Source organism: Roseobacter sp. GAI101, from assembly GCF_000156335.1.
Lineage (GTDB): Bacteria > Pseudomonadota > Alphaproteobacteria > Rhodobacterales > Rhodobacteraceae > Sulfitobacter.
The window spans coordinates 430,448-442,399 of sequence record NZ_DS999213.1 but is presented as its reverse complement, the minus strand read 5'-3'; the positions used below and the strand labels follow the sequence as shown (position 1 = coordinate 442,399).

Annotated in this window: 12 protein-coding genes; 7 read left to right on the top strand and 5 right to left on the bottom strand. The window is 61.0% G+C overall.

Annotated features, from left to right (window positions below):
* Positions 1-738 (bottom strand): 3-hydroxybutyrate dehydrogenase (locus RGAI101_RS02015; protein WP_198133719.1); only part of this gene is annotated, 738 nt, incomplete at its 3' end.
* A 419-nt stretch (positions 739-1,157) separates the two neighbouring features.
* Here RGAI101_RS02015 and RGAI101_RS02010 point away from each other — a divergent pair.
* The 3 genes from RGAI101_RS02010 to RGAI101_RS02000 all read left to right on the top strand — a co-directional run bounded on the left by RGAI101_RS02010 (position 1,158) and on the right by RGAI101_RS02000 (position 4,085).
* Positions 1,158-2,876: an extracellular solute-binding protein gene (locus tag RGAI101_RS02010; protein WP_008228390.1), complete on the top strand. Its 1,719-nt coding sequence runs from the start codon at positions 1,158-1,160 to the stop codon at positions 2,874-2,876.
* Positions 2,877-2,961: 85 nt separating this feature from the next.
* Entirely contained in the window at positions 2,962-3,438 is a 477-nt protein-coding gene (locus RGAI101_RS02005) for an arsenate reductase ArsC (protein ID WP_008229046.1), read from the top strand.
* The gene (locus RGAI101_RS02000) at positions 3,420-4,085 is read left to right on the top strand and encodes an aquaporin (RefSeq protein WP_008225516.1); all 666 of its coding nucleotides are present in this window, start codon (positions 3,420-3,422) and stop codon (positions 4,083-4,085) included. Before RGAI101_RS02005 ends, RGAI101_RS02000 begins: the two co-directional genes overlap by 19 nt.
* Positions 4,086-4,160: 75 nt before the next feature.
* Here RGAI101_RS02000 and RGAI101_RS01995 read toward each other — a convergent pair whose 3' ends face one another.
* Positions 4,161-4,784, bottom strand: a complete 624-nt coding sequence (locus RGAI101_RS01995) for a helix-turn-helix domain-containing protein (protein ID WP_008229076.1) — start codon at positions 4,782-4,784, stop codon at positions 4,161-4,163.
* Between the two features lie 65 nt (positions 4,785-4,849).
* Here RGAI101_RS01995 and RGAI101_RS01990 point away from each other — a divergent pair, with 65 nt between their 5' ends.
* The 4 genes from RGAI101_RS01990 to RGAI101_RS01975 all read left to right on the top strand — a co-directional run bounded on the left by RGAI101_RS01990 (position 4,850) and on the right by RGAI101_RS01975 (position 8,975).
* Positions 4,850-6,364 (top strand): class I adenylate-forming enzyme family protein, encoded by a 1,515-nt coding sequence (locus tag RGAI101_RS01990; protein ID WP_008226417.1) that lies wholly within the window; start codon positions 4,850-4,852, stop codon positions 6,362-6,364.
* Positions 6,361-7,002 (top strand): DsbA family oxidoreductase, encoded by a 642-nt coding sequence (locus tag RGAI101_RS01985; protein ID WP_008229023.1) that lies wholly within the window; start codon positions 6,361-6,363, stop codon positions 7,000-7,002. Before RGAI101_RS01990 ends, RGAI101_RS01985 begins: the two co-directional genes overlap by 4 nt.
* 113 nt (positions 7,003-7,115) lie before the next feature.
* Positions 7,116-7,616: an adenylyltransferase/cytidyltransferase family protein gene (locus RGAI101_RS01980; RefSeq protein WP_083791991.1), complete on the top strand. Its 501-nt coding sequence runs from the start codon at positions 7,116-7,118 to the stop codon at positions 7,614-7,616.
* Between the two features lie 99 nt (positions 7,617-7,715).
* The gene (locus RGAI101_RS01975; RefSeq protein ID WP_254655228.1) at positions 7,716-8,975 is read left to right on the top strand and encodes a multidrug effflux MFS transporter; all 1,260 of its coding nucleotides are present in this window, start codon (positions 7,716-7,718) and stop codon (positions 8,973-8,975) included.
* Between the two features lie 63 nt (positions 8,976-9,038).
* Here the strand turns inward: RGAI101_RS01975 and RGAI101_RS01970 are convergent, their stop codons facing one another.
* The 3 genes from RGAI101_RS01970 to RGAI101_RS01960 all read right to left on the bottom strand — a co-directional run bounded on the left by RGAI101_RS01970 (position 9,039) and on the right by RGAI101_RS01960 (position 11,925).
* Positions 9,039-9,272, bottom strand: a complete 234-nt coding sequence (locus RGAI101_RS01970; protein WP_008226514.1) for a hypothetical protein — start codon at positions 9,270-9,272, stop codon at positions 9,039-9,041.
* On the bottom strand, positions 9,269-10,582 hold the full coding sequence (locus RGAI101_RS01965; protein ID WP_008227669.1) for a DEAD/DEAH box helicase: 1,314 nt from the start codon (positions 10,580-10,582) through the stop codon (positions 9,269-9,271). Before RGAI101_RS01965 ends, RGAI101_RS01970 begins: the two co-directional genes overlap by 4 nt.
* A 299-nt stretch (positions 10,583-10,881) precedes the next feature.
* A complete protein-coding gene (locus RGAI101_RS01960; RefSeq protein WP_008226412.1) occupies positions 10,882-11,925 on the bottom strand; it encodes an AbrB family transcriptional regulator in 1,044 nt (347 codons plus the stop codon).
* Positions 11,926-11,952: the final 27 nt, after the last annotated feature.

Sequence of the window (11,952 nt, the reverse complement as noted above, 5' to 3'; positions counted from 1 at the left end):
TGTGCCGGTGATTTGCGCTGCGGCGTCGGAACACAGGAACGTCGCCGTGCTACCCAGTTGTTCGACCGTTGCGAATTCCTTGCTGGGTTGGCGTTCAAGCATGACGTTCTTGATCACCTCGTCACGGGTCATGTCATATTCCTTCATCGTGTCGGGAACTTGCTTTTCAACGATATCGGTCAGGACATAGCCGGGGCAAATGGCGTTGCAGGTGATCGGCTCTTTGGCGGTTTCAAGGGCCGTGACTTTGGTCAGCCCGACGATCCCGTGTTTGGCCGCGACATAGGCTGATTTGAAGGGTGATGCCGTCAGACCATGGGCGGACGAGATGTTGATCACCCGGCCCCAACCCGCTGCGCGCATCATCGGCAATGCGATCGCCGAGGTATGGAAGGCCGAGTTCAAATTGATCGCAATGATTGCGTCCCATTTATCCATCGGAAAATCAGGGATCGGGGCAACATGCTGGATGCCCGCGTTGTTCACCAGGATATCGCAGACCTTCGCGTCTTTGATCAGCTGGCGGCATTCATCCGCCTTAGACATGTCGGCCCTCAGATAGCGTGCCTTCACGCCGGTCTCTTTCGCGATTTCTTCAGCCAGGGCGTGATCCTCGTCCCGATCGGTAAAGGAATTGAGCACGACGTCCGCCCCTGCGCGCGCAAGCCCCCAAGCGATCCCGAGGCCGATGCCCGAATTTGATCCCGTGATGACGGCGGTTTTTCCAGATAGATCGATGCTATAGGCCATAGTCTTCTCCTGCGGTTTCTGCGAGCGCATCATGCAGTGCGGCGGCTGCAAAGAAAATGGGTAATCCCTCGAAGGATGCCCGAGATATTGCCGATCTCTCGCGAGCGCGATGGCAAAAAAAAACGTCCGCACGAAGCGGACGTTAAGTTATTGAGGCAGGTTTCATACAGGCAAGAAACCTATCGAGCAGTGAGATCTTTATACGCAATATGGCCGCGCAATCCAAGCTTAAAGTTTGATAACCCCTGCTTGCACCGTTAAGACTTCGACCAAGAAAACAAGGGCAGAGTGGGATTGTTTCAAAAATGGCTTCATATTTTTTCCAAACCTGTCGGGCAGTTGCGACGGTTTCTTCACTGATTCTCTGTGCCGGTACTGCCAGCGCGGAACCGACGTACGGGATATCTATGTACGGCACCCCCGCGCTACCACAGGATTTTGTGTCGCTCCCTTATGCCAACCCCGATGCGCCCAAGGGTGGCGCAATCGTGCTGGGTAACACTGGCGGCTTCGACAGCCTTAATCCTTTCGTACGAAAGGGCACCGCCCCCTGGCAGCTGCCTTTTTTCACCCACGAGACCCTGATGGGCCGGTCATGGGACGAACCCTTCACCCTTTACGGGCTTTTGGCCGAATCGATAGACGTCGCAGAGGACCGTTCCTGGGTGGAATTCACCCTCAGACCGGAGGCTCGATTCGCGGATGGAACCCCCGTGACCCCCGAAGATGTGATCTTCAGCTACGATCTTCTTGGGTCAGAAGGTCACCCGCGTTACCACGGTCTGCGTGCGCAGATCGATACGCTGACCCAGACCGGGCCGCGCAGCGTGCGCATGACGTTCAACACGGAAAACCACGAACTGGCGCTGTTGGCGGGCATGCGCCCGATCCTGAGCAAGGCGCAATGGGAAGGCCTCGATTTTGCCAATGCGCCGCTTGCCGACATCCCCATGGGCAGCGGGCCTTACAGGGTCACCGATTATCAGGCGGGCCGTCAGGTGACGCTGACGCGCAACCCTGACTATTGGGGCAAGGACGTGCCGTTTCGCCGGGGCACCCATAACATTGACCAGATCAAACTGGATTTCTACGGCGATGCCAATGTGCTGTTCGAAGGGTTCAAGGCCGGAGAAATCTCGGCAATCCGCGAATTCAACGCTGAAAACTGGGCCACGCAATATGACTTTCCGGCGGTCCAGCGTGGTGAGGTGGTGAAATCCACCTTCCAGCATCAGAAACCGTCCGGCATGACCGGCTTTGTGATGAACACACGGCGCGGGCCTTTCGATGACATTCGCGTGCGCGAGGCGCTGATTGCCGCGTTCAACTTCGAGTATATCAATGAAACCTTGACCGGCGGGGCACAGCCGCGCATCACCTCGTATTTCTCGAACTCGCCCCTCGCGATGGAACCGGGGCCAGCGGGCGCGCAGGTCGCCGACATGTTGGCCCCGTTCAAAGACACCCTGCCCGAAGGCACGATCGAGGGCTATGCCCTGCCCGTGTCGGATGGATCGGCGCGCAACCGTGCAGGGATCCGCGCCGCAATGAAGGCGCTTGAAGATGCCGGGTTTACCGCGCAGGACGGCACCATGCGCGACAACGCAGGCCAGCCGCTGCGCTTTGCCATCTTGCTGTCCAAGGGCAGCACCGAAAACATGGCCATCGCCGAGCTTTATATTCAGGCGCTCAAGCGTCTGGGGATCGAGGCGACGGTGGATGCAGTGGATGACGCGCAGTTTGTAGCCCGCAACAACGAGTTCGATTTCGATATGGCAATCTTTCGCCGCGCGCTGTCGCTAAGCCCCGGCAATGAACAGCGCTATTACTGGGGGTCCGAGGCCGCAGACCAGCCGGGCAGTCGCAATCTGATGGGGGCAAAATCACCCGCCATCGACGCGCTGATCGACCGGATGGTCGGGGCGCAAAGCACGCAGGAGTTTACCACGGCCACCCGCGCGCTGGACCGCGTGTTGACCGCCGGGCGCTATGTGATTCCGTTCTGGCAGTTCACCCAAGACCGCATCGCGCATATCGCTGCCCTGAAATATCCCGATCGGGTGCCGCTTTATGGTGACGGGCCGAATTACATGCCCGAAGTCTGGTGGATCGATCCCGACAGCTGAGTGTCACAAAACCTTCACTTGCCATGATGCTCTGCCGTGCACAAAAGCATCGGGACGAGAAACAAACAGTGTCCGGAGACCCGCGATGAAGATATTGGTTTTATGCACAGGCAATTCTGCCCGCTCCATCCTGTTGGAATCGCTGCTGAACCATCATGGGGCGGACGTGGTCCAGGCCTATTCCGCCGGCAGCCAGCCCGCCGGGCAGGTGAACCCTCATGCCATCACATTGCTGGGCAACCTGGGCCATGACACCAGCGGCTTCCGGTCCAAAAGCTGGGACGAGTTTGGCGGCGACGACGCGGCACCGGTGGATATCGTGATCACCGTCTGCGGCTCTGCCGCCGCCGAAACATGCCCGATGTGGCCCGGCACCCCGCTGCGCGCCCATTGGGGGGTCGAAGACCCTGCTGCCGCCAGCGAAACGGAGGCCCCCGCCGCATTTGCCGAGGCCTATGCGATCCTGAAACGTCGGGCCGACCATTTTCTGGCGGCCCCTCTGGCCACGATGGACCGCGCGGCACTGCAAAAACACCTGACCCTATGTGGGCAGATCGCGTGAAACGGCAGCTGGCTGCCGAAGCGCTTGGCACCGCGCTGTTGCTGATCTCGGTGATCGGCTCGGGGGTGATGGGGGCCGCGCTTGCGCAAGGCAACGTGGCGATCACCCTGCTGGCCAATGCCATCGCCACTGGCTGCATGCTTTATGTGATCATCACCGTGCTGGGCCCGATTTCGGGCGCGCATTTCAATCCGGCGGTGTCACTGGCGTTCTTCCTGCGTGGCGAACTGCCCTTGCGTGATTTGGCGGGCTATATCCCTGCACAGGTCATTGGCGGCCTGATCGGTGTCTGGACGACCCACGCGATGTTCGACCTGCCGATATTTCAATGGTCTTTGACGATGCACCGCACCGGTGGTGCACAGTGGTTTTCCGAAGGTGTCGCGACTTTCGGACTGCTTTTGGTCATTTTCGGGGGGCTGCGCGCCAACAAAGAGGCGGTGCCGACGCTTGTCGCCCTCTATATCACCGGGGCCTATTGGTTCACGGCCTCCACCAGTTTCGCCAATCCGGCAGTCACCTTTGCACGCGGGTTTTCAGATACCTTTGCAGGGATCAATCCGTTGCATATTCCGGCGTTCCTGCTGGTCCAACTGGCCGCAGTTGGCATCGCGCATGTTGCGTTGAAGGCGTTGCTGGACGATTAAAGCGACCGTTGGGACGCGCGGCCGAGCGGCCCTTCGGGGAGAGTTTTTCTGGCAAAATGAAGCACGCGCAGCGGATTACGTCAGCGAAGTGACCCAGAGAATGGTAGCATCTTCGTCGCTGGTCGAGATCACGTTATGGCCCATCGTGGCGTCGTAATAGGCGCTGTCGCCGCGGCGCATTTCGACGGGTTCGTAGAATTCGGTATAAAGCTGGATGACGCCAGTCAGCACATACAGGAATTCTTCGCCATCGTGGCGCACCCAGCCGTCGAATTCTTCCATCTTCCGGGCGCGGATACGGGCGCGGTAGGGAAGCATCTGTTTCTTGCGCAGGGTATCTGCCAGCAGTTCATGTTCATAGGTCGTGGTGGCTTTGGCAGCCCCATCGCCCGATTTGGTGACCACCATGCGCCCGTTGATCTGCCCCGCCGAGGGCGGCGTGAAAAGTTGCGGGACGGAAATTTCCAGCCCGACCGCCAGCTTTTTCAACGCGTCATAGGTGGGCGACATCTGCCCGTTTTCGATCTTGCTGAGCGTGGACCGCGCCAGCCCCGCCTGATTGGCCGCCTGTTCCAGCGTCCAGCTGCGGGCTTTGCGCAGTTCGCGAACCCGCGCACCAAGGTCTACAGGGGGCGCGGTTTCAGCTTCGCCGCTTTCGCGGGCGATCTGGATCATGGATTTGGGGGCTGCATCCGACATGCCTTTGCTTCTAGCGCCGCGCCATCTGGCTTGCAACGGGTCAGAGGTCGCGCTAGCGATGGCGCATGATATCGATCTCTGCCGCACCCGGGTTCAAACCCTGCCCCGCCCCGTTCAATATGGCTGCGCACGTTCTGGCGCAGGCCGCAACCCTGGGGGACAAGACGGCCCTGTCCGTACTGGGTCCGCAAGGGTCCGAGGACTGGAGCTTTGCCGCGCTGGAGGCCGCAGTCCGGGGCACGGCGACGGGGCTTTTGGCTTTGGGACTGGCCCTTGGTGACATCGTCTTGATGCGCCTTGGCAATACGGTGGATTTCCCGCTGGCCTATCTTGGGGCGTTGGCTGCCGGTCTGGTGCCCGTGCCCACAGCGGCCGCGTTGACGCAAGGCGAAGTCGCGGCGATGATTACCACGCTCAGCCCCAAGGCGATCCTGCGCGATCCTGACGTGGCCTGTCCCGACACCCCGCAGAACGTTTCGCTTGATGCGCTGCGCGCCATGCGCGACTTGCCCCCGGCCGCGTGGCACATGGGCGATCCGGACCGGTTGGGCTATATCATCTACACCTCGGGAACGTCCGGCAAACCAAGTGCCGTGATGCATGCGCATCGCGCAATCTGGGCGCGGCAGATGATGTTCGACGGCTGGTACGGGCTGCGGCCGGACGACCGTGTCATGCATGCGGGCGCGTTCAACTGGACCTACACGCTGGGGACGGGCCTGATGGACCCCTGGACGATGGGCGCAACAGCGTTGATCCCCGCGGCCGGGACCCTGCCCGCCGCGCTGCCCGCGTTGATGGAACAACACGCCGCGACGATTTTTGCTGCCGCGCCGGGCGTGTACCGCCAGATCCTCAAGCATCACACCCATATCAGCCCTTCCAACCTGCGCCATGGGCTGAGTGCCGGAGAAAAGCTGCCCGAAAGCCTTCGCACCGCATGGCTGGACGCCAGCGGCCTGTCGATTTGCGAGGCCTATGGCATGTCGGAATGTTCCACCTTCATCTCGGCCTCCCCCGGCACGCCCGCACGGTCCGGGACCCTGGGGCAGCCCCAGCACGGACGGCAGATCGCGTTGATCGGCGAGGATGGCCCTGTCCCGGTCGGAACCGAAGGCACGATTGCAGTTCACAATAGTGATCCGGGGCTGATGCTGGGCTATCTGGGTGCGCCCGAACAGACAGCGGCGAAATACCAGGGCGACTGGTTTCTGACCGGCGATCAAGGGGTGATGGGCGAGGACGGCCAGATCACCTATCTGGGGCGCAATGACGACATGATGAACGCCGGCGGCTTTCGCGTGTCGCCAATCGAAGTCGAACAGAGCCTCGCGAAATTCCCCGGCATCAGCGCCGTCGGGGCGACCGAAGTCGAAGTCCGCGCCGATGTCACCGTGATTGCCGCCTTCTACACCGCCGACACCCCGCTGGACGAAGCCGCGCTGGCGCTTTATGCACAGGACAACTTGGCGCGCTACAAACAGCCGCGCCTTTATGTTCACGTGCCGGAGCTGCCCATGGGCGCAAACGGCAAATTGCTGCGGCGCGCGCTGCGTGCGGCCTATGAGGCGCAAAAATGACCGATACGATCAAGCTTGATATCATGTCCGACCCGATTTGCCCTTGGTGCTATATCGGCAAGGCGCATCTGGACCGGGCCCTGGCATCGGAACCCGATCACCCGTTTGTCATTGAATGGCATCCGTTCCAGCTGAACCCCGACATGCCTGAGGGTGGCATGGACCGGCGCGCGTATCTTGAGGGCAAGTTCGGTGGTAAGGAAGCTGCGGTCAAGGCCTATGCGCCCGTCGTCGAACACGCCAAAAAGGCCGGTCTGACGATCAATTTCGAAGACATGAAGCGCACGCCAAACACCCTGAACGCGCACCGTCTGATCCATTGGGCGGGAATCGAGGGGCGTCAGACGGCAGCCGTGTCGGCCCTGTTCAAATCCTACTTCGTCGAAGCGCGCGATATTGGCGATCTGGAAGTATTGTCCGATATCGCGGATGGCATCGGGCTGGATGCGGCGCTGATTTCCCGGCTTCTGGCCAGTGACGCCGACATCCAGTCGATCCGCGACCGCGACGCCCACAGCCGCGAGATGGGGATCAATTCGGTTCCGACCTTTATCGTCGCGGGCCAGCACGCCGTGCCGGGCGCGCAGCCGCCCGAATTATGGACGCAAGTACTGGCCGAACTGCGCGCCAAGGGCTGACGCCAAATCTGTCATTTCCCAAGTGTCAGAAACGCTTTGCTTTTGTGGCACGGCGCGCTTAGAATCACTTTTACAAAAGGGGCGCAGACCCCGGGTAACGATGAGCGGGCACAATGATATATCGAAGAAAAACAGCCTTTGGGGCTGCCCAATCGGCACGGGCAAGACCACCTTTACCCGCAACCCCGGCCCTGTCGGTAACAGGGGTCAGGCCGGTTTCCACGCCGCCGCTGCGCAGTGTGCTGACCTATGGATGTTTCGACGGTTTCAGCACCCATCACGCGCAGTGGCTTGGCCGCTTGTCCGCCCTTGGCAGTGAATTGATCGTGGGCTGTGCCACGGACGCATTTTGCGCCGAGATGGACCATCAGGCAAAGGCCCCCTTCGAAGCGCGGCGCGCGGTGCTGGAAAGCTGCCGCTATGTGTCGCGGGTGATCGCACTGGAAAGCTGGGACCAGCGGTTGACCGATATCGTGAACTACGACATCGCGGTCTTCGCTGTGCGCAATGGCGTCGGGCCAAGCTGCGACACGTTGAACGAGATTGTGCAGGTCGTGCATCTGCCCTCTGATCTGCCGCCCACATGGGTCGAACCGTTCGCCAAATCCGCCTAAGGCGACACCGCCTCACATGCGATGTGCGTTCTTGCCAATTGTGCTGCCAGGGCCTGCCCGCTAAACCGTGGCCAAATGGGTGCTTTGGGTGCTCGGAACATGCGGAGCCCCCTTATGCAATCGAACGGTACCGACTTTCAGATGGGTCGCACCGAATTCATCGCCCTGATTGCGATGATGTTCGCCACCATTGCCTTTTCCACTGACGCGATGCTGCCCGCCCTGCCCCAGATTGCCGCCGATCTGGCCCCCGCCACGCCTGAACGCGTGCCGTTGATCCTGACATCTTTCGTTTTCGGCCTTGGGCTGGGGACATTTTTCATGGGGCCCCTGTCTGATACATTCGGTCGCAAGAATGTGGTTTATGCCGGTGTCGCCCTTTATATCCTTGCCGCTTTCGTCGCGTGGGCCAGCCAAACGCTCGAGGTGATGCTGGCCGCGCGGGTGGTTCAGGGCATCGGAGCCGCCGGGCCGCGCGTCGTATCCCTTGCCATCATCCGCGATTTGTTTTCGGGTCGGCAGATGGCCAAGATCATGTCATTCGTGATGATGATCTTTGTGATCGTGCCCGCCTTTGCCCCGGCCTTGGGCGCGGTGATCGTCAGCTTCACCAATTGGCGCGGGATTTTCGCAGCTTTCGTGGTGTTCGCTGTGATCTTGATGATGTGGCTGTGGGCGCGTCTGCCCGAGACCTTGCTCAAACCCGACCGGCGGCCCTTGCGTCTGCCGTTGCTTTGGCGCGCGTTGAAGGAAGTATTCAGCAATCCGATGGTCTGCCTGTCGATCATGGTGCAGACGCTTGCGATGGCGATTTTGTTCGCGACGCTGATGCTGGTGCAGCCCATTTATGACCAGGTCTATGACCGCGCTGCCAGTTTCCCCTTCTGGTTCGGGGTGGTCGCGATCGTGTCCGGCACGTCCAGCCTGCTGAACGCGCTTTTGGTCGTGCGGTACGGCATGCAACGGCTGGTGACGATAACGCTGGCGGCGCAGATCATCCTGTCAGGGATCATGCTGGGCTTTGGTTTGGGGGATTTGCCTGAACCTTTCGGTTTTTACTTTTTCGTGGTCTGGCAGGCGTGCCTGTTTTTCCAGGCAGGTCTGGTCATGGGAAACCTGAATGCCCTCGCGATGGAGCCGATGGGCCATATCGCGGGCATGGCGGCGTCGGTGATCGGGGCTGTGTCGACCGTCCTTGCCGCCGTGATTGCGTCGCCCATCGGACTGTTGTTCAATGGCACGATCATGCCGCTGATTGCATCCGTGGTCGTGCTGGCTGCGGTCGGGTTCTGTCTGATGTTGGTGTTGGGGCGCGTCGTACGCCACCAAGACGCGGCAACCTCTGCCCCTGCACCGTAGCACTTGGGGCGACGGGTGCCGGTTTCGCCCTGCGGGCGAGGATTTTAGACCATTTGGAAATGATTAGCGGCGGTTTTTCAATTTGAAGGCCAGTGCAATAAGCACCGCGGCGATGCTGAAGGGCAGCAGCCACATCAGCGCCGCGTCAGCCGTGAAAAACTGCCGTGATGTGATCGTGCAGTCCGGGTCGGCGCACGCGGCAGTTGACATCAGCATCACCACGGGCGGCACTGCAATCAGCAGTGCCACCGCGAGGTAAAGGACGCCGAGCGTCAGTTTACGGATCGTCAGGGTCACGCGGCGCGTTGACCGCCGCCATTACCGCCACCGCTGGGCTTGCGACGACGACGCGATGCGCCTTCGGGCTTGCCCGCGCCACCGCCCCCACCGGGACGACCACCGCCACCGTTGCCACCGGGACGGCCACCGCGACCACGGCCACCGCGCCCCTTGGGCTTGGCGGGTTCTTCCATCGGTTCCCATGGACGCCCAGAGGCGACGGGAATCGCGATTTTCATGGTCTTTTGGATGTCCTTCAATTCGCCCATCTCGTCAGGGGCGCAAAAGGCGATTGCGGCACCATCCTTGCCCGCGCGGGCCGTCCGGCCGATGCGGTGGACATAGTTGTCGGGCACGTTGGGCAGTTCGTAGTTGTAGACGTGTTTCACATCCGGAATGTCCAGACCGCGCGCGGCCACGTCGGTGGCCACAAGCACGGTGATATCGCCCTTCTTGAAGGATTCAATCGCACGGTCGCGCTGGCCCTGGCTTTTGTTGCCATGGATCGACGCGGCCTTAAAACCCGACTTGACCAGATCTTTCATCAGCTTTTCACAGCCGTGTTTGGTGCGGCCAAATACCAATGCACGTTCTTCGGTGTGTTTGGCCAGCAATTCGATCAGCAGCGCCTTCTTCTCGGCTTTGGCGATAAAATGGACTTCTTGCGTCACCTTATCCGCCGCCTTGCCGGGAGGGGAAACTTCGATGCGGATCGGGCTGTTCAGATAGCTGTTGGCAATCTCGTTCATCAGCTTGGGCATTGTCGCCGAGAACAGCATGGTCTGACGTTCCTTGGGCAGCACCGACGCGATCTTGCGCAGATCGTGGATAAAGCCCATGTCGAGCATCTGGTCCGCTTCGTCGAGAACGAGGAAAGTCGTCTTGTGCAGCAGCACGGCGCGGCGGTCCATCAGGTCCAGCAAACGGCCCGGCGTGGCGACCAAAAGATCAACGCCGCGTTCAAGGCGCTTGATCTGCGGGTTGATCGACTGACCGCCCACGACCATCATCGCCTTGAGTTGCGTGCCTTCACAGAAGCCTTTGAGGTTCTCCATGATCTGGTTGGCCAGTTCGCGGGTCGGGGCCAGCACAAGGCCACGCACGGTGCGCGGTTCGGGGCGGGCTTCCATCTCAAGCATTTGGGCAACCAAAGGCACGCCGAAAGCTGCGGTCTTGCCGGTGCCGGTCTGGGCAAGGCCCATCACGTCGCGGCCGTTCATGGCATGGGGAATCGCCTGTTTCTGGATCGGGGTCGGGTCTGTCATACCCATGTTGGTCAATGCTTTGACCAGACGGCGCGGCAGGCCCATCATTTCAAAATCGCTCATATTCTGTCGTCTTTCCGAAGGCCACGGCAAGACTGCCGGACCTGTCTAAATCACGCGGCACCCCGGAATGGGGCTGAACCGCGAGGGACGCAAAGCAGATCGCAGGGGCCAGCCTAATGCCAACACCCTGTCTGTTGCGTTTGGCCCCACGCGTGATTTTGGGAACATCGGCGGCCTTTTCTCTCAGCAATATGATGACCGCTTGGGTCAAAGGGCTGACTGCTCACGCGGCAGAAGGATCGCTTGACCCCCAGATGGTCGCTTTGACGGGCAAAGTCAACCGCTCGCGTCAAACTTGCCTAACGCGGGCCGCTGCGCGCCAGCATTACCGGCAACAGCACGCTAAGCACGAAGATACGCATCATGTGGCAGGCCGCGATAAATCCCGGCACCACGCCAAGCACCGCGCCCATGGCAATCATCGTCTCGAATCCCCCCGGTGCAAAGGCCACGAGGACATGCGCCAACGGTGCACCAAGCGCCAGCGTGACCGGGACCGCCGCAAGCAGGGCGAGGCCGACGGCCACCCCCGTCACGGCAAGCCCTGCGGCCAGCCCCTTGCTCAGATCGTCCATGCTGACACCGGAAAACCGGGTACCGATCAATGCGCCCAACACCAGATAGGCAGGCAGCACCAGCCACATCGGCAAGACCCCCGGCGCGGTTTCCGTAAGATGGCCAAGCGATGACACCAGCATCGGCCCGATCAGCATCGGCGCGGGCACATTCAACCGGCCAAGCAGCAGCCCTGCCCCGACGCCGAGCGCCAGCAATACCACCGTCAGCCCCGCGCCCATCAAGGCCCCCTGCGGCACGATAGATCCCCCCAGATCAACCCCCATCGACAGCGCCACGAACGGCACCACCAAAGTGAGCGACAACAGGCGCACCGATTGCGTCGTAGACACGCGCACGACATTATCCCCTGCCTCTGCCGCCATGGCGAGAACAAAGCTCAGATGGCCAGGGGCCGCGGCCAGCAAAGCCGACCGCCGATCGAAGCCGAAAAACCGGCTGAGCAGCCAGCGGCTGAACACCATCATCACCCAGATCATCACCAGGACGACGACAAAGGCCAAGGGCCAACGGATCATCGCATCCAGCGCGCTGCGGTCAAACCCCGCCCCGACGGCCAGCCCGATCACCACGAAACACGCATTGCGCAGCGACAGCGAAATGCCCATCTTGAGCCCCGCCAAACCGGCCAGAGACACCAGAACCGCAGGCCCGACCAACAGATAGATCGGCGCACCAACGGCCCACCCCAGCAGCGCCCCCAAGGTTCCCACGCAAACTGTCAGCGCAGTTGTCATCAGATCGGACGGGGGTTTGGGCCATTTCATGACGCCCGTGCTAGCACCCGCCGCGTC